This window comes from Herbaspirillum sp. NPDC101396, assembly GCF_044767365.1.
Lineage (GTDB): Bacteria > Pseudomonadota > Gammaproteobacteria > Burkholderiales > Burkholderiaceae_D > Herbaspirillum.
Map to the genome: position 1 here is coordinate 813,690 of NZ_JBIWNT010000001.1, position 25,607 is coordinate 839,296.

The following is a 25,607-nucleotide window of genomic DNA, read 5'->3' on the forward strand; positions in this document are numbered from 1 at the left end:
ATCCGGACTTACTCACGTTTTTCACCTGCACTTTCAATTCGACCACCTCAAAAAGGAACAACCATGCTGAGCAAACTCATCAAAAAAACAGCGTTGGCGGCACTCTTCGCCAGCGCAATGACAGCATCGTCGATGGCCTGTGCCGCGACCGAACTGACCATGTACTATCCGATCGCCGTCGGCGGCCCGCTGACCGACGTGATCGACGGCATGATCAACGACTTCCAGAAGTCCAATCCGGACATCAAGGTCAAGGCGGTCTACTCCGGCAACTACGACGAGACCCGCGTGCGTGCGCTGTCGGCAATCAAGGGTGGCCAGCCTGCACAGTTGTCGGTGCTGGGCGCGCTCGATACTTACGACCTCATTGACCAGAACCTGATCGAGCCGTTCGACAAGGTCGCCACCAGCGCCGAAGACAAGGCCTGGCTGCAAAGTTTCTATCCCGGCCTGATGGCCAACGGCACCATCGGCGGCCACGTCTGGGGCATTCCGTTCCAGCGCTCGACCATCGTCATGTTCTACAACAAGGACATGTTCCGCGCCGCCGGCCTGAATCCGGACGCGCCGCCAAAGACCTGGAAGGAAATGCTGGCCGCCGCCACCAAGCTGACCGGCAAGGACAAGTTCGGCCTGATGATTCCGTCGACCGGCTATCCGTACTGGATGTTCCAGGCGTTCGCGATCCAGAACGGCGTGTCGCTGATGAACAAGGAAGGCACGCAGGTCTACTTCAATACCCCTGCCGCAGTCGAAGCGCTGGAATTCTGGCGTTCGCTGGCCGCCACGCACAAGGTCAGCCCGGCCGGCGCGATTGAATGGGGCACGCTGCGCCAGGCCTTCGTGCAAGGCCAGACCGCCATGATGTGGCACACCACCGGCAACCTGACCGCGGTCAAGAAGGAAGCCAAGTTCGACTTTGGCGTCGCCATGCTGCCGGCCAACAAGCAACCGGGCTCGCCGGTCGGCGGCGGCAACTTCTACCTGTTCAAGGGTTCGTCGCCGGCACAGCAAGCCGCCTCGGTCACGTTCGTGCGCTGGATGACGGCGCCGGAACGCGCTGCGCAATGGTCGATCGCAACGGGTTATGTCGGCACCAGCCCGGCCTCGTACAACACGCCTGCCTTGCGCGACTACGCCAAGACCTTCCCGCAGGCATTGGTGGCGCGCGACCAGCTGGCGGTAGCAATTCCGGAGTTCTCGACCGAACAGACCGCCCGCGTGCGTGAAGCGCTGTCGAACGCCGTGCAAGCCGCACTGACCGGCACCAAGACCTCCAAGCAGGCGCTGGATGAAGCGCAGGCAACCGCCGAGCGTTTGCTGAAGCCTTACCGTTAATCCACGCTCTTCCGCTAGACCTGTACTCCTGTACTCCTGTACTGCCATCGTCCCGATTTCCGGGACGATGGCGACAAGACCCGATCACCGGACACGATCCTGATGAACCAAGCAACACAACCGGCGCCGACAAATCCTGCCGAACGCCGCCTGCACAACCTGTTCGGCTGGGGCCTGCTGACGCCGTCGCTGATCCTGCTGACCTTGTTCGCCTTCTATCCGATGCTGGGGACGCTGTGGAGCAGCTTCCATTCGCGCGGCACCGCGCGCCGTCCCAGCGTGTTCAACGGCATCGACAATTACCGTGACCTGCTGAGCGACCCGACCTTCTGGCAGGTCGCCGGCAACAACCTGCTGTATGCGGGCGTGACCGTGCCCGTTTCGATCGCGCTGGCGCTGGGCATGGCGCTGTGGGCCAACGCCCGCATCGGCGGCCGCGGGCTGGTGCGCACCGCCTTCTTCACGCCGACCATGCTGCCGATGATTGCGGCGGCCAACCTGTGGCTGTTTTTCTATACACCCGGCCTCGGCCTGCTCGATCACATCACCGCCTTATTCGGCATCGGTCCCACCAACTGGCTGGGCCAGCCCGGCACCGCGTTGTGGTCGGTGATGGCGGTGACGATCTGGAAGGAGTCCGGCTTCTTCATGATTTTTTACCTGGCTGCATTGCAGGCGATCCCGCCCGACCTGCGCGAAGCCGCGCGCATCGAAGGCGCCGGCCGCTGGGCCTACATGCGACGCATCGTGTTGCCGCTGCTGATGCCGACCACGCTGTTCGTGCTGATCAATGCGCTGATCAACTCGGTGCGCCTGATCGATCACCTGTTCATCCTGACCAAGGGCGGTCCGGACAACGCCTCCAAGCTGATCCTGTACTGGATCTGGGAAATGGCCTTCGCCTACCTCGACCAGGCCGGCGCCGCCGTGATGACCGTACTCGTGCTTGCCGCACTGGGACTGATCGCCGCGCTGCAATTCATCTTCTTTGACCGTCGCATCCATTACCGATGAACACTCTCGCCATTTCCCCGTCGGCGGCATCCGCTCCCGCTGCAGCGTCGCATGACCGTTTCTGGAACATCGTCGACACCTTCGGCGCCTGGCTGCTGGCGCTGCTGTGGATTGCACCGCTGCTGTTTGCGCTGTGGGCCGCCTTCCATACGTCCCACGCCGCGCTGGCGTTCGACTGGCGCGCGCCGCTGGTGCTGCAGAATTTCCGCGACGCCTGGCAATCGGCGCCATGGCTGCGTTATTTCCTCAACACCTTCGTACTGGTCAGCCTGATCCTGGTCGGTCAGTTCACGCTGTGCACGCTAGCCGGCTTTGCGTTCGCGCGCTTCCAGTTCAGCGGCAAGAACATCGTGTTCGTGCTGGTGCTGCTGCAATTGTTCGTGCTGCCGGAAATCCTGATCGTCGAAAACTACGCCATGGTCACCCGCCTGGGCCTGTTCGACACACCCTTCGGCATGGCGGTGCCCTACATGGCCAGCGCCTTCGGCATCTTCCTGCTGCGCCAGGCTTTCATGCAGATCCCGCGCGAGCTGGAAGAAGCGGCGCGCATCGAAGGCTGCGGCTGGTTCGGCGTGCTGTGGCGCGTGTACGTGCCGGCGGCCAAGCCGGTCTACCTGGCCTATGCATTGGTGTCGGTGGCGACGCACTGGAACAATTTCCTGTGGCCGCTGATCGTGACCAACTCGCCGGCAACGCGGCCGCTGACGGTCGGGCTGTCACTGTTCGGCGCGCCGGAAAGCGGCGTCAACATCTCCATCATCAGCGCCGCCACGCTGGTGGCGATTGCGCCGCTGCTGATCGGCTTCCTGGTATTCCAGCGCCAGTTCATCCAGGCCTTCCTGCGCGCCGGTATCCGATAACTCTCTCTCAACACCAACAACACATCTGATGAAAGTCATACAAATCACCGACATCCACCTGGTGCCGGATGGGAACCTCTTGTTCGGCGAGGACTCGGTCACACGTTTTCGCCACTGCATCGCCCACGTCAATGAACACCATGCCGACGCCGATCTGTGCGTCATCACCGGCGACCTCACACACGATGGCGACGAAGCCTCGTATCGCATCCTGGCCGATTGCCTCAAGGAGCTGAAACTGCCGGTGCGCCTGCTGCTCGGCAACCACGACGAACGTCCGGTGTTCCGCAGCGTCTTTCCCGCCATGCCGGTCGACGAGCACGGCTTCATCCAGGGTGTGCACGATGCCGGCGACACGCGCCTGGTGTTCCTCGACACCAAGGAGGCCGGTACCCACGAAGGCCGCCTGTGCGCCGACCGCCTGGCCTGGCTCGACCGCACGCTGGCCGAAGCCGGCGAACGATCGGTGTACCTGTTCTCGCATCACCCGCCGTTCGAGCTCGACCTACCCTCGATGGACTGGATCCGCCTGCGCGAAGAAGCCGACCTGCGCGCGCTGGTGAAGAAGCATGGCAACGTGCGCTACATGTTTTCCGGCCACGTGCATCGGCCGTCGGGCGGCACCTGGTACGGCACGCCGTTCGCCACCGTGCCCGGCACCAACCACCAGCACGCGCTCGACTTCGCACTGACCGGGCCGGCCACGACCTCGATGGAGCCGCCCGCCTACGCCGTGCTGAGCCTGCGCGATGCGGGCGTGGTCGTGCACTATCACGCGTTCATGGACCGGTCGCAGCAGTTTCCGTACTACGACTGAAGCAATATCTTGGGGCGATGAAAAACGGGGAGGCACATTGTGCACTCCCCGTCTTTCTTCAATCCAGATTTTTCTTGCTGCTTAACTACCCTTGCGCGTCTTGAACGCCGGCACGAACAGATCCGACCAGACCGCAGGCTTGGTCTTGATGGTGCCGGCCTTGTCCATGAACACCACATATTGCATGATGTCTTCCGGCGTAGTGGTGAATTGCGTGTCCGGATCGGCCAGCATCTTCTCGACTTCATCCTGCGTCAGCTTCATCTTCGACACGCGCAGGAAAGTCTCGGCAGCGCCCTTGCGGTTCTTGGCGATGTAAGCGTTGGCTTCTTCCTGGGCGTCCATGAAGGCTTGCGTCAGTTTCGGGTTCTTTTCGGTGAACTGCTTGAGCGCAAACACCACGTCGATGGTGATGTGGCCCAGGACGTCAGACGAACTCAGCACGCGGCGGATCTTCGGATCCTTGACTTCCTGATACGAGAACGGCGGCGAGGTGAAGTGGCCAGTGATCTCGGTCTTGCCGGACAGCAGCGAGCCGAGGGCTTCGGGATGGCTCAGGCTGACGGTCAGCGGATCAAGCTTGGCGTAATTCTCGATGCCGAAGGTCTTGGCCACGGCCATTTGCAGCAGCACCGCCGACAACGAAGTCTTGATGCCCGGGATAGCGATCTTGTCCTTGGAGGTGAAGTCCTTGAGCGACTTGACGTTCGGGTTATTGGTGTTGAGCCACAACGGCGAGGTGCTCAGCGCACCCAGGCCGGTCACTTCCGAACGCGGGATGCCGCGCGCCTTCGACCACAGCGTGATGAAGCCCGGCGCCCCGGTGCCGGCGATGTCCAGGTTGCCGGCCAGCATGGCATCGTTGATGACGTTGCCGCCGTCGAGCAGCACCCAGTTGGTCTTGACGTCGCCCAGGCCCGCGGCCTTGGCGTGCTTCTCGATCAGGCCCTGATCGCGGATCACCATCAGCGGCAGGTACAGCAAGCCGTAGCCGTGCGACAGGCGCACCACCGGGGCTTCGGCGCGGGCTGGAATGCTTGCGGCCAGCATGGACAAGCCCAGGGTTGCGGCCGTCATGAGTTTGGAAAAATGTCTGCGTTTCATTCTGTCTCCTTGGAAGGTTTTAGTTATATGCCAAAACCTGCTTGTGATCCGTAGCGAGAAGCCATCAGCTGATGGCGGCCGAAGCGGAATTCAGTTGCGTAACCCTTGGAATGTACTTAAGTACATGAGGATTCCGAGCACCGCCCGACGTCAGATCATGACTTCGCAGTAGGATCACGAGCAGGTTTAGTGTTGCATGCCCCAGCGGCGGATGGTGCGTTTTTCTATCTTGGCGAAAATCATGTTTTCCACGAACAAGCCGATGATGATCACGAAGAACAGGCCCGAGAACACATTGGCCGTCTCCAGCTGGTTGCGATTTTCAAAAATGTACCAGCCCAATCCGCCGGTGCCGGACGATACGCCGAACACCAGCTCAGCCGCGATCAGCGTGCGCCAGGCAAACGCCCAGCCGATCTTGAGGCCGGTCAAAATGCTGGGAAAAGCGGCCGGGATCAGGATGTAGCGCACCAGCGCAAAACGCCGCAGGCCGTAGTTCTGCCCGACCATGCGCATGGTGGCGGACACCGAGCGGAAACCGGCGTGGGTATTCAAGGCCACCGCCCACAGCACCGAATGCACCAGCACGAAAATGATGCTGCCGGTGCCGAGGCCGAACCAGATCAGCGCCAGCGGCAGCAAGGCGATCGCCGGCAGCGGATTGAACATGGAGGTCAGGGTTTCGAGGAAATCATTGCCGATGCGCGAGCTGATCGCCACCGTGGTCAGCAGGCCGGCCAGCAGGATGCCGAGGCTGTAGCCGATCAGCAGCGTTTGCAGCGAGACCGCCGCGCGTTGCAGCAGCACGCCGCTGCTGATGCCGCTCATGAAGGCGTGCAGGGTTTCGCTGAAACTGGGGAACAACAGCGAATTGTCCAGCCAGCGGCCGTAGATTTCCCAGACCAGCGCCAGCACCAGCAGGATCGCGGTCTTGCGGATCCAGCTGATGCGGTAGATGGCTTCAAAGGCCGACAACGGGCGCTGCACTTCGGCCACGGCGTTGCGGTTCGGTTCGACGACGATTTCCGGACGCACGAAGAGTGTGCTGTTCTTGGTCATGGCGATGTCTCTTTCTTTATATTTATGGATCAGTGCGCGAACAGCATGTCATTGATGCGCTGCTCCAGCTGCGCCTGGCTGGCGGTGCCCATCTCTTCCGGCGGGATGCTGTTGAGCTCCGCCCTGACCTGCCCGGGATGCGGCGACAGCAGCAGGATGCGGGTGCCGATGCGGATCGCTTCCTCGATCGAGTGGGTCACGAACAGCACAGTGAAATTGGTGTCGTCCCACAGGCGCAGCAACTCGTCCTGCATCTTGCGGCGCGTGAGCGCGTCGAGCGCGGCGAACGGTTCGTCCATCAGCAGTACGTCCGGCTCCATGGCCATGCCGCGCGCAATCGAGACGCGCTGCTTCATGCCGCCCGAGAGCGTGTGCGGATAGCTGTCGATGAACTTGGCGAGGCCGACTTTCTCGATGTAGTAGGCGGCGCGCTCCGAAGCTTCCTTGCCTTGCAGGCGGCCGCTGGCGTGCAGCGCGAACTCGACGTTCTGGCGCACGGTCTTCCACGGCAGCAGCTGGTCGAACTCCTGGAACACCATCATGCGATCCGGACCGGGCTGGCTTACCTCCTTGCCCTTGAGGCGTATCTTGCCGCTGGTCGGCTGCAGGTAGCCGCCGATGGCCTTGAGCAGGGTCGACTTGCCGCAGCCGGATGGGCCCAGCAAGATGTAGCGGTCGGACGGATGGACATTGAAGCTGACTTGCTGCGTTGCAGTAACGAGCGAGTCGGAGGTCTTGTATTGCAGGGTGACGTTATCGATCTCTAGCAAAGGCATGGATGGATCGACAGGCGCAAGGGCTTGATCAGTTTTCACAGCTATCTCCTGAAGGTGCTTTTATAAGTTCTTGGAAGGATGCTAATCTCGCAAGCTGTAACGAAACTGACATACACACGAGTATCGGCTGCGATATCTTGCCGATATCGAAATACACTGCTCTCAAGCTCGCTCCATTACGACGGATTTATCATCATGCGCATACTCCTGGTCGAAGACACGGCCGACGTCGCCGAAGCGATCGTCGCCCACCTGTCGCGCATCGGCCACACGGTGGACTGGCAAAGCAAGGGCAACGATGCCGCCCGGCTGGTCACCGATCCCTATGACCTGATCATCCTCGACGTCATGCTGCCGCAGCAAGACGGTTTCTCCCTGCTCACGCGCGTGCGCGAAAAAGGCCTGTCCACGCCGGTGCTGATGCTGACTGCTTGCGCCGAAATCGAAGAACGCGTGCGCGCGCTCGACCTCGGCGCCGACGACTACCTGATCAAGCCTTTCGACTTCCGCGAGCTGGAAGCGCGCATCCGCGTCCTGCTGCGCCGCAGCGGCGGCGAAGCCACCAATCTGCTCAACTGCGCCAACCTGACCATCGACCGCAAGAGCCGCACCGCAGTACTCGACGGCCGGCCGCTGGAACTGACACGGCGCGAAGTCACCCTGCTGGAAATCATCGCGGCGCGACCAGGCCGCATCTTCGGCAAGGATGAACTGATCGACCGGCTGTTCAGCGTCGACGACACGCCCAACGCCAACACCGTCGAGCAATACGTCGGCCGCCTGCGCAAGAAGCTGGCCGGCGCCGGTTTTGAAATCCGCACGCTGCGCGGACTCGGCTACCAGCTGGTGCTGCTGCCGGCCGGCGCGGTCCACCATCCATGATCGTCGCCGGCCGCTCGCTCTATACGCGCCTGGTGATGCGCGTGGGCATCGTGCTCTCCATCAGCTCGGCGGTGCTGCTGGTCGCCATCTGGATTTCCACCCAACTGGCAGCCAACGAAGCCTACGACCGCATCCTGTCCGGCAGCGCCTTGCAGATCGCCGAAAACACCTGGTACCAGAACGGCGCGGTCAATGTCGACGTGCCGCTGGCGGCGTTCTCGATGTTGACTGCCGGCGACCAGGTGTTCTACGTGGTGATCGATCCCGATGGCCGCACGGTCGCCGGCGACCCCGACTTCAAGCCGGAGATTCCCTGGAACAAGCTGGAAGACGGTCCGCTGCTGCAGGACGGCGCCTATCTCGACACGCCGGTGCGCATGGCCGTCATCGGCCGCCGCATGCCGGTCGCGGGCGATCATCCCTGGGCCGTGATCGTGCTGGCGCAAACCAATAACGCGCGCATGTCCTTCGCCAAGAGCGTCGGCACGCGCGCCCTGCTGGTGATCCTGGCGATGGGCGTACTGACGCTGATCGCCGCCATGTTCACGCTCTACCAGGCGCTGTCGCCACTCAAGAAAATCGAAGCGGCGATCCGCGAGCGCGACCTCAATGACCTGTCGCCGCTGTCGATCACGGTGCCGGTCGAGACGCATGCGCTGGTCAGCTCGATCAACGCGTTCATGCAGCGGCTGGCGGTCCACCGCGCCACCATGCGCCGCGTGATCGGCGATGCGGCGCATCAGTTGCGCACCCCGGTGACGGCGCTGATTTCGCAGATGGAACTGCTGTCGGCGCAACACGATGAAGAAGGCCGCCGCCATCATCTGGACCGCCTGCGCACCCGCACCCGCCAACTCGGCGCGCTGGTCAATCAGCTGATCAACCATGCCATGGTGCAGCACCGCAGCGATACCGCTGCATTGGAAAGCGTCGACCTGGCCCAACTGGTGCGCCAGGAAATGGCCGACATGCTGTCGCATCAGGAGCGACTGCTGGACCTCGCCATGGAAGCGCCGGAACAGCCCTGCCTGATCATGGGCGACGCCATCAGCCTGCGCGAAGCCGTCAAGAACGTGCTCGGGAATGCTTTGCAGTACGGCGCCGCCAGCTTCCTGCACGTGCAGCTGGAACGCAAGGAGGCGCAGATCGAACTGCGCGTCATCGATGACGGCCCCGGCATCCCGGAAGCCGACTGGGAACGCATCCGCAAGCCCTTCTCTCCGCGCAGCGGCGAACGCATGGGCGCGAGCCTGGGACTGTCCATCGTCGAGGAAGTCATGCGCGCACACGGTGGCCAGCTGCGTTTCGGCTATAGCGGCGCGGGCAGCTTCATGGTGGTGTTGAGCTTTCCGGCGCGGCCGGACGGCGCGGCATAAAATACGAGAACTCAGACTGGAAGAAAAACAATATGAAAACATCATCATCGATTGGCACACGCACGTCGGCAGCGTCGCTGAAACATCTGCTGCTGTCCGCGCTCATCCCCTTGAGCCTTACCCTCAATCCAGGCGCACAAGCGCAAACATCAGGAGCCGCCATGCAGCAAAAAAGCCAACAGGAAAACGCCGCGCTCTTTGCACCCGGCGGCATCCTGCGCGCCTCGATCAATCTCGGTAATCCGGTGCTGGCCAGCCTGGATGCCAACACCGGCAAACCGGTCGGCGTCTCGGTGGACCTGGCGACAGAACTGGCGCGGCGTCTCGGCGTGCCCCTGCAACTGGTCCCGGTTAAATCGGCCGGCGCTTCCGTGGAAAACATCGAGCAGGACAAGGCCGACATCGGCTTCTTCGCGGTCGATCCCAAGCGTGCGCAGGAAATCAGTTTCACCGGCCCTTACGTCCTGATCGAAGGCTATTACGCCGTGCGCACAGATTCGCCGATCACCAGCAACGCCCAGGTCGATCAGCCCGGCATCACCGTGGCGGTCGGCAACGGCAGCGCTTACGATCTGTTCCTGACGCGCGAACTCAAGAGCGCGACGATCGTGCGGATACCGACTTCACCGGCGGTCGTGCAAGGCTTCCTCGACCAGAACCTGAGTGTGGCCGCCGGCGTCAAGCAGCAGCTTGAGCACGACGCGGCCAAGGCCGGCGGCCTGCGCATCCTCGACCAGCGCTTCATGGTGATCCGCCAGGCCATGGGCGTGCCGAAAGCGCGCGGTGAAGCAGCCGCTGCCTATCTCGCCGAGTTCGTGGAAGACGTGAAGGCCTCGGGCTTCGTCGCCGCCTCGCTGGCGAAGCACAAGATTGAAGGCGCGCTGGTGGCTAAACGCGGCGATTAAGCACGGCGACGGAGCACGCCCGGCAGAAATTTTCGTGCGCTAGTAAACTGGCGCCATCCTGCTCCGTTCGCTTCCTCCACTTCTTCCATTCTTTCTTTCGCTCGCCGCCAGGCCAACATGAATGAATTGAACATCGCCGCAACGCCCCGCGCGTCGGATCTTCCGGACGCCGGCGCGCGTCGTCGCTCGCTGATCGCCGCCTGCAGCGCGCATGCCGTGCACGACGGCTTGACCGATGTCATCTATGTGTTGTTGCCGATCTGGCAATCGCAGTTCTCGATCAGCTACGCCATGGTCGGACTGCTGCGCGGCTCTTATTCCGGCATGATGGCCGGCTTTCAGTTGCTGGCGAGCCGGCTGGCCCGGCGCTGGGGCCGTGAACGCATGCTGATCGGCGGCACCGCGCTGGCCGGCCTTGCTTATCTCATTGCGGGTCAGGCCGGCGGTTTGTCAGTATTGCTGGTGGCATTGCTGCTGGGCGGACTCGGCGCCAGCACCCAGCATCCGCTGGCGTCGTCGCTGGTGACCGACGCGCATGAACACGGCGGCGTCAAGGAGGCGCTGGCGCAATACAACTTCGCCGGCGACATCGGCAAGACCCTTATTCCAGGACTGGTCGGACTCTTGCTGGTGGTGGTCAGCTGGGAAACCAGCGCGACGCTGATCGGCCTGCTCGGCCTGGCTGCTGCTGCCATGCTGTGGTGGCTGATCCCGGCGCGCAGCGACGCTACCTCCGCCAAAACAAAGAAAGCCCGCACCGTCAGCGGCGCCGGCTCACCGGGCGGCCTGCTCGCCTTGCAATTCACCGGCACGCTGGACAGCGCCGTGCGCATGGGTTTCCTGACCTTCCTGCCGTTCCTGCTGAAAAGCAAGGGCGCGGGCACTGCCGGCATCGGCGTTGCACTGTCGCTGCTGTTTGTCGGCGGCGCATTCGGCAAGCTGCTGTGCGGTTACCTGGGCGCGCGCATCGGCATGATGAAGACGGTCTGGCTGACCGAGTCCGCGACCGCCTTGCTGATACTGGCCGCCGTATGGCTGCCGTTGTCCGGTTTGATGCTGATGCTGCCGCTGCTGGGACTGGCGCTGAACGGCACGTCTTCGGTGCTGTACGGCGTGGTGCCCGAGCTGGCCGGACCGGACAGGCGCGACCACGCATTCGCGCTGTTCTACACCGGCACCATCGGCGGCGGCGCGCTGGCGCCGGTCGTGTTCGGCTACCTCGGCGACGTTGCCGGCATCCCTGTTGCGACGATGACGTTGCCGGCATCCCTGTTGCGACGATGACGCTGGCGGCGCTCCTGCTGCTGACGCTGCCCTTGTCGTGGCGCGTGCAACGCGGTCTCGATACGGCGGCCAGGTCATGAGTTACGCACTGCAATTGCTGGCCATCACCGGCGTGCTCTTCCTCAGCGTGCTGAGTCCCGGTCCGAACTTCGCGCTCGTCACGTCCACCGCCATGACGGTGTCGCGCCGCGCCGGCATCCTGACCGGCCTCGGTCTGGCTGCGGCATCGTGCACCTGGGTGCTGCTTGCTGTGGCGGGGCTGGGCCTGATCACCGCTCACTTTCCGCTGGTCCATACCGCCGTGCAAATCGCCGGCGCAGCTTATCTGATCTGGCTTGGCGTGAAGATGATCAAGGGCGCGACCAAGCCGGTGAACAAATCCGCCGACGGCAATGCCGATGGCATGGCGGCGGCCCGCAAGGCCTTCCTGGTGAGCATGACCAATCCCAAATCGATCGGCTTCTACGGCAGTATTTTCACGGTCATGGTGCCGGTGTCTGCGCCGCTCTGGTTTTACGCCGCCATCGTGGTCATGGCGACGCTGGTGTCGGCCGGCTGGTATTGCGGACTGGCGGTGCTGTTCTCGCATCGCGCAGCGCTGCGCATCTACGCCCGCGCCAAAACCGCCATCGAAGCTACGATGGGCCTGCTGCTCATTGCCCTCGGCGGCAAGCTGCTGCTCGGCCGCTGAAAGAACTCCCCCCTCGCGGCTTGCACGCCGCCGTCTCCCGATTGCCCCCATGCAATCAAGGTTTCCTGACATACAAAGCCAAATCACGTTGCTATAGTTGCCTGATCACAAGTCCGTCCCGGCGACACCATCGCCCGGGAAAGCGATTGCTTTGGCGACCGACTCCGTTTGCCAAAGCGCGTTGCAGGACTTCATGACTGCCGAAGATGCATTGATATCGCACTCCAACAACACCTAAAAGCGAATGAGGAAGGACGGGCATATGGCTGCAGCAGCATTGAACAGGGAGGTTCAGTATCTGGGCGCGAAGGATTTTTTCCTGGCGCGCCAACCGGTGCTGAACATCCGGCAAGAGTTGATCGGCTACGAACTGCTGTTTCGCAGCAGCGCAGCCAACTACGCGACCGTCATGGACGATGCCGCTGCGACCGCCGCCGTCATCGAGCACGCCGCCGAGCTGGGCCTGCACAATGTGATCGGCTCGCTGGTCGCGTTTATCAATGTCGACGCCGCCATCCTGCTGAGCGACGCCATCTACGTGCTGCCCAAGGAGCACGTGATCCTGGAGATACTCGAGACCGTCGAACTGACGCTGCCGCTGATGCAGCGCATCGAGGCGCTGTCCGAGGCCGGGTACATGTTCGCCATCGACGACCTGGTGCAGGAATCGGATCGCACCGACCTGCTCCTGCGCGTGGCGTCCATCGTCAAGGTGGACGTGCTGAACATGCAAGATGATGAACTCGCCGCGCTCAGTCACAGCCTGCGGCAAAAGGGCAAGAAGCTGCTCGCTGAGAAAGTGGAAACCGCGGAGAAGTTCAGGCTCTGCAGCGAGTACGGTTTCGATTATTACCAGGGTTATTATTTCGCCCGGCCCGACGTGCTGCACGGTAAAAAGCTGAATGCCTCCAGCATCCTGATCATGCAGATACTGGCGCTGGTCATCAAGGGCGCCAACAACTACGAGATTGTGCGCTTCATCAAGAAGGACATCGCACTGAGCCTGATGCTGCTGCGCCTGGTGAACACGCCGATGTACGGTTTCCGCCGGCACATCGCCTCGCTCGGCCAGGCCCTGCTGGTGCTGGGCGACCGCCAACTGAAGCGCTGGCTGCAGATCCTGCTGTACGCCAATCCGGACAACGGCCGCAATGCCTCCTCGCCGCTGATGATCCTGGCGGCCACGCGCGGCAAGCTGTGCGAACTGCTGGCGCAAAAAGTCCAGCCGCGCCGCTCGAGCCGCTCGGACACCGCATTCATGGTCGGCGTGCTGTCACTGACCGACGCCCTGCTGAACCAGGACATCGCCGACATCCTCGCCCAGATCGGCGTGTCGATCGAAGTGCGCGAGGCGCTGCTGTCGCGTTTGGGATTCTATGGCGGCCTGCTGCAACTGGCGGAGGCCAGCGAAAAACCCGAGCTGCTGAGTGCGGCGCGCCGCATCGAACTGTTGAACGAGTTCCAGCTTTCCGCGGACGAGTTTTACAGTGTGCAAAAAGAGGCGTTCGAATGGGGCGACAGCATTTCCGAAAACATGGGCATGGGTGCGCACACCACGCAGCCGGTCGAAGACTTGCGTTCGTTATCGGAATGACATGAGGGTATTTTTTCAAACCGTACGAAAGCGCCCGGCTCTGCGGTATGCTGACGCACAAGAAAAACTGAATAAAACAGGGATCGCGCCGAGACCGCAGATCCTGCCTTGAAAACTTCTGCATCACCAAAACAAAAACGATACCGACACGCGAAATGAACAGTCTGAGTTGCACACCGGCAGATGACGATTGCCTTAAAAAGAACGACCTCTACCGGGCGCTGGTGGATGCGTTTACGGACGGCATCGTCATGCAGCATGCGAACGGCTCGGTGTTCGATTGCAACGGCGTGGCCGAACACATCCTCGAATGCAGCAAGCAGCAAATGCAGGAAATACAAAACGTCGCCGCCCTGCTCCACAGCCGCAAGGCCATGCGCAGCGACGGCACTTCTTTTGCGGAGAAAGACTATCCGATGGTTGTCGCACAGACAACGCGACAACCGGTCAGCAACATCATGATGGGCATGACCAGACTGGACGGCCGCTTCTGCTGGCTTGAGGTCAGCGCCAGTCCGATCATGGTCAATCGCGGCGTCGACTGCATCGGCGTGGTCACCTTCCTGCGTGAAATCACCGAACGAAAAGAAGCCGAAGAGGCGCTGGAAAAGCGCCACCATGAACTCGAAAAAGGCATCTTCAAACGCACCGCCCAGCTGGAGTTTACGCTGGGCCAGCTCAAACTCGCCGTCAGCGCATCCAATACCGGACTGTGGAACTGGAACCTGCGCACCGACCAGTTCTACTTCTCGCCGGAATGGAAGCGGCAGATCGGTTACGCCGATCACGAAATCGATGACGGCATGGAAGAATGGACGGCGCGGCTGCACGCCGACGACGTCGAGCGCGCCGTCACGCTGACGCGTGCTTATCTGGCCTCGCCGCAGGAGTCGCTGGAAATCGAATACCGCATGCGCCACCGCGACGGCACCTTCCGCTGGATGCTGTCGCGCTCCATGGCCATGCTCGACGAAAACGGCAAGGCGATCCTGCTGCAGGGATCGCACGTCGACATTACCGAACGCAAGCAGTCGGAAGAAAACCTGCTGGCGCTGACGCGCGAACTGCGCGACGTGTCGCGCGAGCTGGCCCGTGTGGAAGAAGCCGAGCGGCGGCGCTTTGCACAGGAGCTGCACGACACCATCGGCTCGGCGCTGGCGGCCTTGAGCATCAACATGACCATCATGAGTGGGGAAATCTCCGGCGCAAATGACCATCCTTCGGCCGGCATGGCGGCGCGCCTGAAGGACTCCATCGTGCTGCTGGACGACACCACCGACGCCGTGCGCCGGCTGATGGCCGAGCTGCGGCCGCCGGTACTGGACGACTACGGCCTGGAAGCGGCGTTGCGCTGGCAGTGCGAATTGTTTGCCGAGCGCTCCGGCTTCCGCTTCACGGTAGATGTCTACGGCATCGCCGACCGGCTGGAGCCGGAGCTGGAAATTTCGCTGTTCCGCATCGCCCAGGGCGCCATCACCAACATCGCCAAACACGCGCGCGCCACCAATGTCGAGGTCATGCTCAACATCCTGCCGAGCTCGGTCACGCTGACCATCATGGACGACGGCGTCGGCTTCGTCCTCAACAAGCAGCGCGACCATAAGCTGAAACCGACCTGGGGCCTGGTCTCCATGCGCGAGCGCGCGCAAGCCCTGGGCGGCCACCTGAAGATCATCTCCGAGCCCGGCAAGGGCACCTGCATCGAAGTGGCGGTGGAACTGTGACGACGCCGATCCGCATCTACATCGCCGATGACCACACCATCGTGCGCGACGGGCTGGCGGTCATGCTGCAAGTGCACAGCGACATCACCGTGGTCGGCTCCGGCAGCGACGGCCGCCAGGCGGTCAAGGAAATCGAGCAGTTGCATCCCGACGTCGTCATCATGGACATCGCCATGCCGAACCTGAACGGCATCGAGGCGGCGCTGCTGCTGCGCGACGTCGCGCCCGCCGTCAAGACCATCATGCTGTCCATGTACGCCACCAAGGAGCACATCTTCCGCGCCCTGCAGGCCGGCGCGCGCGGTTACCTGCTGAAGAATTCGGCCGGCTCTGAACTGGTCAATGCCATCCGCATCGTGCAGAGCGGGCAACGCTACCTGAGCCAGAAGATCTCCGACACCGTGGTCGACGACTACCTGCTGGAGAGCCGCGCCGCCGGACCGTTGGACGCCCTGAGCACGCGCGAACGGGAAGTGCTGCAACTGGTGGCGGAAGGCCACTCCAGTGCGCAGGTAGCGGCCATGCTGTCGCTCTCGCCCAAGTCGATCGAAACCTATCGCAGCCGGCTGATGCAAAAGATCGGCGTCAGCGACCTGCCCAGCCTCGTCAAATTCTCCATCCATCACGGCTTGATTTCGCTGGAATAATTTCGCATCGGAATTGCCGCCCGGCATCATAAGAATGCGTCGCATTTGTACGATTCTCCCGACATATTTTCCGGCGCACCGGTACTACCATCATCGCAGTCCGCGCTGTTACGCCTCATCACCGCGCGCGACGCCGGCCCAAGGCGATCCACCCGATCCGCTGCGCGTCTCCGCCCCATCCGGGTGACTGATCCGCATGCATGACAACGCCGGCATACCTGACCGATATTCATGCCGACGGATGGAAAAATGCGATCACTATTTGGCCTGTTGCTGGTGCTGCTCTGCTTGACGGGATTAAGCGGATGCGAGCGGACGCCGCTGGAGCGACTCGTCTACGAACACGCCCGTGACCAAGCCCAGGTGAATGCTGCCAATTTCGAACGCAACAAGGGAGCCCGCGAACGCCAGCAACTGGCGTTGCGCCGCCAGTTCGGTTCGGACGACGAAGGCGACTGACACCACCTTGCCTGCCCGGGCATCCGCACGCGAAACGCGTTACAGTTCCGCATTGGATACCGGGGAAATCACATGAAAGTATTTATCACAGGCGCGACCGGCTACGTCGGCGGCTCGATTGCAGTCCACCTGATCAAAGCCGGCCACAGCGTGCGCGGGCTGGTGCGCGACATGCGCAAGGCCGACGCGCTGGCGCGGCTGGGCGTCGAAGCCGTCCAGGGCGATCTCGACGACCGCAACGCACTGATTCGCGAGGCGCGCGCGGCCGACGCCGTCATCAATTGCGCCAGCAGCGACCATCGCGACGCCATCGAAGCGCTGATTGAAGGACTGGCCGGCAGCGGCAAACCCCTGCTGCACACCAGCGGCTCCAGCGTGATCGGCGACGCCGTCGCCGGCAACGCGCTCAATCCGACCATCTTCGACGAAGAGACGCCGCTGGTGGTCGATGAAGGCAAACGCGCCCGCTACGAACTTGACCGGCGCATCCTGTCGGCCGAAGGCATCCGTGGCGTGGTGATTTGCAACACGCTGATCTATGGCAAGGGTCTCGGCCTGCAGCCGCACAGCGTGCAGATTCCGGCGCTGGTGGACAAGGCCGTAGCCAGCGGCGTGGTGCGCATCGTTGGCCGCGGCCTCAATCGCTGGTCGACCGTGCACATCGAAGATTCCTGCGCGCTGTATCTGCTGGCATTGGAACAGGCGCCCGCCGGCGCCTTCTATTTCGCGGAAAACGGCGAGTCGTCGTTCGCTGATATCGGCGCCGCGCTCAGCAAGCGCCTCGGCATCGCTAGCGTCGAGAATCTCAGCGAAGAACGAGCCATCGCCATCTGGGGCGTCGCCCGCGCCCGCTATTCGCTCGGCTCCAACAGCCGTGTGCACGCCGTCCGCGCCCGCAAGGAGCTGGGCTGGAACCCGCAGCATGCTTCAGCGACCGCGTGGATCGAGAATGAGATGGACAAGCCGGCCTGACCGGCGTGACCGTTCCGACGCTTGCCGCAACGGTCACGCCTTCTTGCTTCCAGGTCAGGTCTTGTAGAAACGTTTGGCGCGCTCGGCCGCCCGGTCGATTGCTTGCTGGACGGTCTTCGATCCGCTCGCCGCTTCCGCCACCATGTCGACCAGCACGTAATCGGCCAGACAGGCCGCCGAGGCTTGCCCCAGCGGACCTGCGTGGCCATGGTCCAGCATCAGCGAGGCGGCGTCTCGGTAAGGCGTGGCCTTGGGGTCCGCCGTCCAGACCGGATTCTTTTCATAGGCCTTGAGCGGCTGGCTGACGTAGCCGATGGCTGCCTTCATCCACGGATTGAACTGATCCGGCTCCATCATGAATTGCAGAAAAGCCTTGGCCGCATTGGGATACTTGGTGTGCTTGAACGCCATCATCTGGGTCAGTTGCATCAGCTCGGTCGGCTTGCCCGAGACGCCGATCGGATAGTGCGTGTGCTGGGTGTCCTTGGCCAGCTCCAGCAGCTTCGGATCGGTCGAATTCTTGGCGGCGTAGTAGATCGAGATGCCGTTGTTGGTCAGGCTGACCTGGCCGTCGAGATAGGCCTTGTTGTTGGACGGATCCTGCCAGGACAGCGTGCCCTGCACCATGGTCTGATACAACTGCTTGCCGTATTCGAGAGCGGCGCGGGTCTCGGCCGAATTGATGACGACGTTGCCTTGCTCATCAACCAGCTTGCCGCCGTGCGCCCACAGCAGCCAGTGCGCGTAGTTGTTGGCGTCGCCGACCGCCTTGCCGTGGGCGAAGCCGATCGGCGTGTTTTTGGCCTTGAGCGCCTGCGCCATCTTGAGGAAATCGGGCAAGTCCTTCGGCACCGCTTCAAAACCGGCGGCCTTGAGCTGGCTGTCGCGGTACACCAGGCAGATGCCGATCACGCCCAGCGGAATGGCGATCCACTTGCCGTTGCTCTTGCCGTATTTCTGGAACACGTCGTACCAACCGCCGTAACGGCTGCCGAGCGAGTTGGCCAGATCGGTGACGTCGAGCAGCTTGGTCGGATACTGGTGCGGGTCGTCGAACCAGCCCAGCACGATATCGGGACCGCTGCCGACATTGGCCGCCACCGCCGCCTTGGGCCGCACGTCCTCAAACCCCTCGCTGTCGGTGCGCACCGGGACGCCGGTCAGCTCGGTGAATTTCTTGACGTTCTCATTCCACAAATCCTCGTCGCCCTGGACGAAGCGCTTCCAGCGCAAGACGCGCAGAGTCGCGCCTTTTTCTATCGGGTAATCGATGCCGCCGGGTGCGGTGGGCGCGGCGAACGCCGCACCTCCCACGGTCGAGGCGGCGGCAGCCGATGCTGCGCCGGCGATCAGAAATTCGCGTCTGCTTAACTTCGTCATGTCTCCTGCTCCTTCTGTTAGAACGGATGGATCCGCGTGTGCGCGGTTATATATATTGACGTCTATGCAAGGCAGTAAGGGTGTGGTGAGTGGCTCTCTCCTTCAGTTAAATGAGTGACGGCAACGACAAACGCCGGCCATCGAAATGGCCGGCATGAACATCTCCATCAGTGCGACGGAGGACAAATCAGTCAAACATGTCCGGACTGGTCTGCACCAGTTGGTCATAAATCGGCTGGAAGTGCAGCCAGCCGATGAACGAGTTGCCGACGTTCTCACGGCTGTAGCGGGCGCGCTCCGCCGACACCATGGTCGGCTTGATGCCGGTGGCTTCGACCATGAGCTGGACCTGGCAGCAGCGTTCCAGCGCGATGAACCAGAATGCGGCGTCTTCGATGCTGTGGCGGCTGGCGGTGAACAGGCCGTGGTTTTGATGAATCGCCGCCTTGTTCTTGCCGAAGGCTGCAGCCACCGACTTGCCGGCCTCTGCCTTGACCGCAACGGCGCCGGCCTCGGCGGTGATGACGACATGGTCTTCAAAGAACACCGCCGCGTCCTGGGTGATCGGATCGAGCTGGCGTCCAAGCGCCGCCCAAGCGGTGCCGTAGACGGTATGCGCGTGGCACATGGCGACGATGTCCTGGTGCATCTCGTGGACTGCGGCGTGCAGCACGAAGCCGGCGCGGTTCAGTGCGTAAGTGCCCTGCACTACCTCGCCCTTGTGATTGGCGAGGATCAGGTTGGACAGCTTGACCTGGGAGAAATGCACCGCCATCGGATTGGTCCAGTACAGGTCCGGGAATTCCGGATCGCGCACCGTCAGGTGGCCGGCAAAGCCGTAGTCGAGACCATGCAGGGCGAAAGCGCGGCAGGCGGCGACCAAGCGTTCCTTGCGATGCTGGCGTTCTTCAGCGTGGGTGGCGAATACCGGCACCTCGGGAAATTTGAGCCCCTGTTGTTCGGGCTGGTATACCGAGATGCGCTTGTCGTCGGCGGCGAGCGCGCTGAAAGCGGCTTTGGCTGGCGTGGTGGATGTTGCACGGTCTGCGACTTCGATCATGGCTGGTCTCCGTTTTAGTATCTGTTTGATGAGCTGATCATCCCAAGAAGCCCGGCGCTTTGACAAATGACGAGTATTCACAATATGATGAATCTGATTCACCTCATTGATTTACCATCTAATCCGCCACCAAGGCCGCAATGCGAAAACTCCCCAGTTTCTTTTCTCTGCGCGCCTTTGAAGCCGCTGCCCGGCTGCAGAGTTTTGCCCTCGCAAGCGAAGAATTGCACCTGTCGCCATCGGCCATCAGCCACCAGGTGCGCGGGCTGGAAACCTATTTCGGCAAGCCCATGTTCACCCGCTCGTTCCGCCGCGTCGAACTGACTGCGGAAGGACGGCGTCTGCTGGACCAGTTATCGGTGGCGTTCGATCTCATGGAAGCGGCCTGCGAAGAACTCGGCTCGGCGCGCCGCAGCGACGCGCTGGCGGTGCATTGCTCGCCCAGCTTCGCGACCAAATGGCTGGGCCCGCGGCTGCCGCGCTTCATGCAGCAGTATCCCGACATCAACATCAGCATGTCCTCAGGCGCCGAGCCGGTCGACCTGTTGCGCCACGAAGAACTCGACCTGGCCATCGCCTACGGCAACGCGCCGCAGCGGGCCGGCATCGTCAGCGAAGCGATTGGCTCGGAAACCATCGTCCCGCTGTGTTCGCCCGCGCTGCTCCGAGACAAACCCACCGCCGTGAAGCTGGCCGATATCGCCGGCATGACGCTGATCCAGTCGACGCTCAATCCGGTGCGCTGGAGCGACTGGTTTGCGTTGAACGGCATGAAGCTGCCGCCCGGACGGCCGATGCCATCATTCGACCGCGCTTCGCTGGCGCTGGCGGCCGCCGTCAACAGTGTCGGGATTGCATTGGAAAGCACGCGCCTGGCGGAGCAGGAAATCGCCAACGGCGAACTGGTGCGGCTGGATGGGGGAGAACTGAAGTCGGTCCTGCGCGAAACCCATTTTCTCAGTTATCGCGAGGGCGAAAAGAACAGCAAGAAGATCATGCGCTTTCGCGACTGGCTCTTCTTGCAAGCACAGTTAAATCAAGCGTAAACAATCGACTGCAATCGATTCTTCATACATCACTTCCACTCCAGGATGGCATTTTTGCGGTCCAGCCAATGCACTTTCACCGTCGCTGCATTGACCTTGCGGCCGGCGCAGGCGCTGGCCGCCAGCGCGAACGGCGTGTCGTAGTAGCGACCGTCGTTGGACGAGCGCATGCGTGTCTGCGGCGCGTTCTGCGCCAGCCATTCACCGGCATTGGTGCGCATGTAGATCATGCAGGCGCTGCCGCTGGTGTCGGCCACTTCGCACTTGCAGGTGTTGGCGCTGGTGGTGACCACCGGCTTGTCCGGCTCCGGGCGATCGTAACCGAGCGGATACGGCAGGCGCGGCTGCGGCTGTGCCCACGCCAGACTCGCCGCGCCCAGCGTCAGTGCGATGAGGAGTGAAGTTGCTTTCATTGGCATGCCTTTCAGACAATAAAATCAGCCGCAGGGAGTTGAGATAAAAGATCAACTACCGGCGGCAATCAATTGTTTACATTGATTATTTAGCCTTCAATACCCACAACGACGTCACTTCCTTGACGCGAGCGGCATGCAGCGGATCCTCAGCATCGCTGGAACGCGGATGGCGCGGCTTGATGTCTTGCTTCAGTGCGACGCGCAAGCCCGCCTTGTCGAACATCGCCTGCAATTCAGCGCGCGAACGCAAGCCCAGGTGCTCGGCGAAATCAGACAGGATCAGCCACCCCTCGCCGTTCGGCGTCAGATGCGCCGCCAGCCCGTCGAGGAAACCGCGCAGCATGCGGCTGTCCGGATCGTAGATCGCATGTTCGATCGGTGAGCTCGGCTTGGCCGGCACCCACGGTGGATTACAGACAATCAGCGGCGCCTGGCCCGGCGGGAACAGATCGGCAGTGACCAGTTCGACCTGCTTGTCGACGCCGAGGCGTTTCAGGTTTTCCGCCGCACATTCCAGCGCGCGTGCACTCTGGTCGGTGGCGACGATGTGCTTGACGCCGCGCTTTGCCAGCAGGGCCGCCAGCACGCCGGTGCCGGTGCCGATGTCGAACGCCAATTGCACGGACGGCAAGTTGGCGCGCCCGATGAGATCAATGTATTCGCCTCGCACCGGCGAGAACACACCGTAATACGGATGGATGCTGCCTCCCAGCGCCGGGATCGGTACGCCCTTCTTGCGCCACTCATGCGCGCCGATCAGGCCGAGCACTTCGCGCAGGGTCGCTACGCTGGCTTCCTTGCCTGCGCCGTAGACTTCTTCACAAGCCTGGCTGACGTCGGGTGCGCGACGTAAAGGAATGGCGTAATCGGCTTCCAGCGGCACCAGCAGCATGCCGAGGATGCGCGCGCGTTGCGCCTGAGCCTGGCGATGCTGGTGGAATGTCTGGGTGATCGAAGCTGCAGGTGTGATTACAGCGTCTTTCTTGTCCTTCTTGTCTTTCTTGTCAGCGGTCTTGAGCGACTTGCGTTCGGACTGCTTGTCGATGCGGCGCGCCAGCGCCTGCAATAGTTGTCGTGCGTTCTGGAAGTCGCCGCGCCACAGCAAGCCGGTGCCTTCGCACACCAGCTTGTAGGCGACGTCGGCGGGAATGCGATCGTCGGCGACGATGACCTTTTTAGGCGGCGGATTGCCGGCTTCGGAGCGCCAGCGGGCGGAACGATTTTCCTCTGCTTCGGTCCAGCTTATAAGAGGGAAATCAGGGGAATCGTTCATGGTGATGCTTTCTTGAGTTGATACCAGAGCTGGAGATGGAACTGCAACTGATGCTGGAGTTGATGAAGGAATGATGTAATGATGAAATGATGAATGACTGGTCTGCCGCAGTGTAACAAATGTGGAGGCCGGAACCTTCGTCAGCACGAACTCGCTACATCTCTTATCATGGACCGTTGAATATTCAACAACGCACGACTTGCCAAAATTACAAGTTTTGCGTGATTTTTGATTAATCCCAATTAATTCCTCTCAACCTACCGCCCGGAGCCGACATGTCAGACCCCATTCTGCGTCAAGACGATGCCAACCACGTGCGACTCAAGCACATCCTGGCCGAACTGGAACAGGCGCTGCAGGACATTCCTGCAGACTCGCCGCAAGCCGCACTGCTGCGCAAGGATTTCGCCTTGCTCAAGAGCCATCTCGCCAGCCCCGAGGTCGAAGCTGCAGTCCTGCGCGAACATATCGGCAAGACCCGCAATTCGGCACAGGACCTGATGGATTCCGTGGAAGGCGCGATCCTCAAGGACAGCCCCTACGTCGCCGAGCTCGGCCGCATCCTCGGCATGATCTAAACCCTAAGGACACCCGCATGTACGCAAAGATCCTCGTTCCTGTCGACGGCAGCAACACTGCCAACCAGGCCCTGGACGAAGCCATCAAACTGGCTAAAACGCTTGGTAGTTCCATCGAAGTGCTGCACGTCGTCGACAATAGCCACCTGCTTTACGACACGGGTCTCAGCGCTGCGGCCGGTGTGCATGGCAGCGTCGTCGACGCCGGCCAGACCATCCTCGAGCAAGCCAAATCGCGCGTCATCTCGGCCGGCCTGCGCGGCGAAACCCGTCTGGTCGAAGACCCGGTGGCGCTGGGCGACATTCCCGGCACCATCCTCAAGGCGGCCAGGGACAGCAAGGCCGAACTGGTGGTGATCGGTTCGCACGGCCGCACCGGTTTCCGCAAACTGGTGCTGGGCAGCGTGGCCGAGAAGGTCATGCATCAATGTCCGTTGCCGGTATGGATCATACGCGGCAAGGAAGCCTGAACAATCTGAATGCTTGCGCACAATGAAAAACGCCCTGGCAATCAGGGCGTTTTTTCTTTCCGGCTTCCACGTGGTTGAGCTGGCTCGTTGCAAGCAAGATGCTTACTTCTCCGGCAACGGAATCCATTCCACCTCGCCCGGGATCGCACCGAACACTTCACGGTCCTGCGCCCGCCACGCCAGCTTGGCGCTCTCGATGAGCTCCTTGCTGCTGGCCACGAAATTCCACCAGACGAAGCGCGGACCGTCGATAGGCTCGCCGCCCAGCACCATGAAGAGCGTGTCGCTCTGCGCAGTCAGCAGTACTTCAACGCCCGGCTCCAGGATCGCCAGCACGCCCGCTTCCAGCGCTTCGCCGTCCAGCGTCGCGCCGCCGGTGACGACATACACCGCGCGTTCACTGTAATCGGCAGGCAGGCTCAGCGTTCCGCCGGCCTTGATGCGACCGCACACATACAACGTCGGGCTGGAAGTCTTCACCGGCGACTCATGACCATAAGCCTTGCCCGCCAACAGGTGCAGACTGGCGGCACCCACGTCGATGCGCGGCATGTCGTCTTCCGCATAGTGATGGAAGCTGGCTTCCCCCTGCTCCTGGTCCTTCGGCAAGGCCACCCACATCTGCAGGCCGTGCACCGGCACCTTGTCGTCGCGGATGTCGTCCGGAACGCGTTCGGAGTGCACGATGCCGCGCCCTGCCGCCATCCAGTTGACCGCCCCCGGCGTAATCCGCTGCACGACGCCGAGGCTGTCGCGATGCATCATGGCGCCGGAAAACAGATACGTCACCGTCGCCAGGCCGATATGCGGATGCGGACGAACGTCGCCTTCGGTGGTGCCGCTGTCGAATTCGACCGGGCCCATGTGATCGAAGAACACGAACGGACCGACCGTGCGGGCGGCGGCGGCCGGCAACAGGCGGCGCACCGGGAAACCGATGTCGCGCACCAGGCCGTGGATCAGATGACGAATGCTGCTCATGTGGCGTTCCTTGTCAAAAAGTGATGGTTCAAAACTTGCCGGCGCGGAAATCGTCGATGGCCTGTTCAACCTCTTCGCGGGTGTTCATGACGAACGGTCCCCATTGCGCGATCGGCTCATTGAGCGGCTCGCCGGAGATCAGCAGAAAGCGGCTGTCCTTGCTCGCCTGGATTTCAACGCCTTCCGCGCCTGCCGCGTTGCTGAGGATCGCCATGCGTCCGGCGGCGGCCACGCGCTGGTCTTGTCCGATCAGCAATTCGCCTTCGTACACATACAGGAAGGCATTATGCGTCGCCGGAATCGGCAAGGCGAGCCGTTTATCGGCCTGCACGTTTAGATCCAGATACAGCGGCGCCGTAGTCGGACGTTCAACCGCACCCTTGACGCCGAACGCTTCGCCGGCCAGCACGCGCACCTGCACGCCATCCTGGGGCGTCACTTCGGGAATCTGCGCCGACGGAATGTCGCTGTAGCCCGGCGTGGTCATCTTGTCGCGGCCGGCCAGGTTCACCCACAACTGGAAACCGCTCATGAGGCCGTCTTCCTGCTCCGGCAATTCCGAGTGCACGAGGCCGCGGCCGGCGGTCATCCATTGCATGCCGCCCGGCTCCAGCAGGCCTTCGTTGCCGGCGTTGTCGCGATGGCGCATGCGCCCTTGCAGCATGTAGGTCACGGTTTCAAAGCCGCGATGCGGATGGTCGGGGAAACCGGCCAGGTAATCGTCGGGCTTGTCCGAATGAAATGCGTCCAGCATCAGGAAAGGATCCAGGCGACGTTGCAGATCATGCGTCAGCACGCGGGTAAGGCTGACACCGGCGCCATCCTGGGTCGGGATGCCGTTGACCAGCCGTTCCAGCTGGCGGGTAAAAGTGGTGCTCATGGTGTTTCTCCTGTGAGGTGC

Annotated in this window: 26 protein-coding genes; 17 read left to right on the top strand and 9 right to left on the bottom strand. The window is 62.1% G+C overall.

The features are described from left to right. Positions 1–63: 63 nt before the first annotated feature. From ACIROY_RS03585 to ACIROY_RS03600, 4 genes are all read left to right on the top strand, one after another. A complete protein-coding gene (locus tag ACIROY_RS03585; protein ID WP_402339728.1) occupies positions 64–1,338 on the top strand; it encodes an ABC transporter substrate-binding protein in 1,275 nt (424 codons plus the stop codon). Positions 1,339–1,440: 102 nt separating this feature from the next. After that, positions 1,441–2,352, top strand: a complete 912-nt coding sequence (locus ACIROY_RS03590) for a carbohydrate ABC transporter permease (RefSeq protein WP_402271087.1) — start codon at positions 1,441–1,443, stop codon at positions 2,350–2,352. After that, entirely contained in the window at positions 2,349–3,212 is an 864-nt protein-coding gene (locus ACIROY_RS03595) for a carbohydrate ABC transporter permease (RefSeq protein WP_402271085.1), read from the top strand. Before ACIROY_RS03590 ends, ACIROY_RS03595 begins: the two co-directional genes overlap by 4 nt. A gap of 28 nt (positions 3,213–3,240) precedes the next feature. After that, positions 3,241–4,029 (top strand): phosphodiesterase, encoded by a 789-nt coding sequence (locus tag ACIROY_RS03600; RefSeq protein ID WP_402339731.1) that lies wholly within the window; start codon positions 3,241–3,243, stop codon positions 4,027–4,029. Positions 4,030–4,110: 81 nt separating this feature from the next. Here ACIROY_RS03600 and ACIROY_RS03605 read toward each other — a convergent pair whose 3' ends face one another. The 3 genes from ACIROY_RS03605 to ACIROY_RS03615 all read right to left on the bottom strand — a co-directional run bounded on the left by ACIROY_RS03605 (position 4,111) and on the right by ACIROY_RS03615 (position 6,968). After that, positions 4,111–5,133, bottom strand: coding sequence for an ABC transporter substrate-binding protein (locus tag ACIROY_RS03605; RefSeq protein WP_402339733.1), 1,023 nt, complete (start codon positions 5,131–5,133; stop codon positions 4,111–4,113). Positions 5,134–5,319: 186 nt separating this feature from the next. Further along, a complete protein-coding gene (locus tag ACIROY_RS03610; protein ID WP_402271081.1) occupies positions 5,320–6,192 on the bottom strand; it encodes an ABC transporter permease in 873 nt (290 codons plus the stop codon). Between the two features lie 29 nt (positions 6,193–6,221). After that, complete coding sequence (locus tag ACIROY_RS03615; protein WP_402340146.1) at positions 6,222–6,968, bottom strand: ABC transporter ATP-binding protein; 747 nt, start codon at positions 6,966–6,968, stop codon at positions 6,222–6,224. Positions 6,969–7,163: 195 nt separating this feature from the next. Here ACIROY_RS03615 and ACIROY_RS03620 point away from each other — a divergent pair, with 195 nt between their 5' ends. The 10 genes from ACIROY_RS03620 (at position 7,164) to ACIROY_RS03665 (ending at position 17,502) form a co-directional block, all read left to right on the top strand. Next, entirely contained in the window at positions 7,164–7,850 is a 687-nt protein-coding gene (locus ACIROY_RS03620; RefSeq protein ID WP_402271079.1) for a response regulator transcription factor, read from the top strand. Then, on the top strand, positions 7,847–9,226 hold the full coding sequence (locus ACIROY_RS03625) for a sensor histidine kinase (protein ID WP_402339736.1): 1,380 nt from the start codon (positions 7,847–7,849) through the stop codon (positions 9,224–9,226). Before ACIROY_RS03620 ends, ACIROY_RS03625 begins: the two co-directional genes overlap by 4 nt. 161 nt (positions 9,227–9,387) lie before the next feature. Further along, positions 9,388–10,131, top strand: a complete 744-nt coding sequence (locus ACIROY_RS03630) for an ABC transporter substrate-binding protein (RefSeq protein ID WP_402271075.1) — start codon at positions 9,388–9,390, stop codon at positions 10,129–10,131. Between the two features lie 117 nt (positions 10,132–10,248). Continuing rightward, complete coding sequence (locus tag ACIROY_RS03635) at positions 10,249–11,415, top strand: MFS transporter (protein ID WP_402339739.1); 1,167 nt, start codon at positions 10,249–10,251, stop codon at positions 11,413–11,415. A gap of 76 nt (positions 11,416–11,491) precedes the next feature. Then, entirely contained in the window at positions 11,492–12,106 is a 615-nt protein-coding gene (locus ACIROY_RS03640; RefSeq protein WP_402271070.1) for a LysE family translocator, read from the top strand. Positions 12,107–12,368: 262 nt separating this feature from the next. After that, a complete protein-coding gene (locus ACIROY_RS03645; RefSeq protein ID WP_402271067.1) occupies positions 12,369–13,700 on the top strand; it encodes an EAL and HDOD domain-containing protein in 1,332 nt (443 codons plus the stop codon). Positions 13,701–13,855: 155 nt separating this feature from the next. Further along, positions 13,856–15,424: a PAS domain S-box protein gene (locus ACIROY_RS03650; RefSeq protein ID WP_402271065.1), complete on the top strand. Its 1,569-nt coding sequence runs from the start codon at positions 13,856–13,858 to the stop codon at positions 15,422–15,424. After that, entirely contained in the window at positions 15,421–16,071 is a 651-nt protein-coding gene (locus tag ACIROY_RS03655; protein WP_402339741.1) for a response regulator, read from the top strand. The genes ACIROY_RS03650 and ACIROY_RS03655 overlap by 4 nt, the downstream gene beginning before the upstream one ends. Positions 16,072–16,320: 249 nt before the next feature. Then, positions 16,321–16,530 (top strand): hypothetical protein, encoded by a 210-nt coding sequence (locus ACIROY_RS03660; protein WP_402271060.1) that lies wholly within the window; start codon positions 16,321–16,323, stop codon positions 16,528–16,530. A 72-nt stretch (positions 16,531–16,602) separates the two neighbouring features. Then, a complete protein-coding gene (locus ACIROY_RS03665) occupies positions 16,603–17,502 on the top strand; it encodes an NAD-dependent epimerase/dehydratase family protein (RefSeq protein ID WP_402271057.1) in 900 nt (299 codons plus the stop codon). A gap of 54 nt (positions 17,503–17,556) precedes the next feature. Here the strand turns inward: ACIROY_RS03665 and ACIROY_RS03670 are convergent, their stop codons facing one another. Together ACIROY_RS03670 and ACIROY_RS03675 are read right to left on the bottom strand one after the other, a co-directional pair. Next, positions 17,557–18,882, bottom strand: coding sequence for an ABC transporter substrate-binding protein (locus ACIROY_RS03670; protein WP_402339744.1), 1,326 nt, complete (start codon positions 18,880–18,882; stop codon positions 17,557–17,559). A 187-nt stretch (positions 18,883–19,069) separates the two neighbouring features. Continuing rightward, a complete protein-coding gene (locus ACIROY_RS03675) occupies positions 19,070–19,942 on the bottom strand; it encodes a class II aldolase/adducin family protein (RefSeq protein ID WP_402271053.1) in 873 nt (290 codons plus the stop codon). A gap of 140 nt (positions 19,943–20,082) precedes the next feature. On the opposite strand from ACIROY_RS03675, the gene ACIROY_RS03680 reads away from it, so the two are divergent. Further along, positions 20,083–20,988, top strand: a complete 906-nt coding sequence (locus tag ACIROY_RS03680) for a LysR substrate-binding domain-containing protein (RefSeq protein WP_402339747.1) — start codon at positions 20,083–20,085, stop codon at positions 20,986–20,988. 29 nt (positions 20,989–21,017) lie between these two features. Here the strand turns inward: ACIROY_RS03680 and ACIROY_RS03685 are convergent, their stop codons facing one another. Together ACIROY_RS03685 and ACIROY_RS03690 are read right to left on the bottom strand one after the other, a co-directional pair. Then, positions 21,018–21,401, bottom strand: coding sequence for a hypothetical protein (locus tag ACIROY_RS03685; RefSeq protein WP_402271048.1), 384 nt, complete (start codon positions 21,399–21,401; stop codon positions 21,018–21,020). Positions 21,402–21,486: 85 nt separating this feature from the next. Further along, positions 21,487–22,677: a methyltransferase gene (locus ACIROY_RS03690; protein WP_402339750.1), complete on the bottom strand. Its 1,191-nt coding sequence runs from the start codon at positions 22,675–22,677 to the stop codon at positions 21,487–21,489. A 275-nt stretch (positions 22,678–22,952) separates the two neighbouring features. On the opposite strand from ACIROY_RS03690, the gene ACIROY_RS03695 reads away from it, so the two are divergent. Together ACIROY_RS03695 and ACIROY_RS03700 are read left to right on the top strand one after the other, a co-directional pair. Continuing rightward, complete coding sequence (locus tag ACIROY_RS03695) at positions 22,953–23,255, top strand: hypothetical protein (protein ID WP_402271043.1); 303 nt, start codon at positions 22,953–22,955, stop codon at positions 23,253–23,255. 17 nt (positions 23,256–23,272) lie between these two features. Then, on the top strand, positions 23,273–23,725 hold the full coding sequence (locus ACIROY_RS03700; RefSeq protein ID WP_402271041.1) for a universal stress protein: 453 nt from the start codon (positions 23,273–23,275) through the stop codon (positions 23,723–23,725). 102 nt (positions 23,726–23,827) lie between these two features. Here the strand turns inward: ACIROY_RS03700 and ACIROY_RS03705 are convergent, their stop codons facing one another. Next, entirely contained in the window at positions 23,828–24,706 is an 879-nt protein-coding gene (locus ACIROY_RS03705; protein ID WP_402271038.1) for a pirin family protein, read from the bottom strand. 28 nt (positions 24,707–24,734) lie between these two features. Further along, positions 24,735–25,586, bottom strand: a complete 852-nt coding sequence (locus ACIROY_RS03710; RefSeq protein WP_402271036.1) for a pirin family protein — start codon at positions 25,584–25,586, stop codon at positions 24,735–24,737. Positions 25,587–25,607 lie beyond the last annotated feature (21 nt).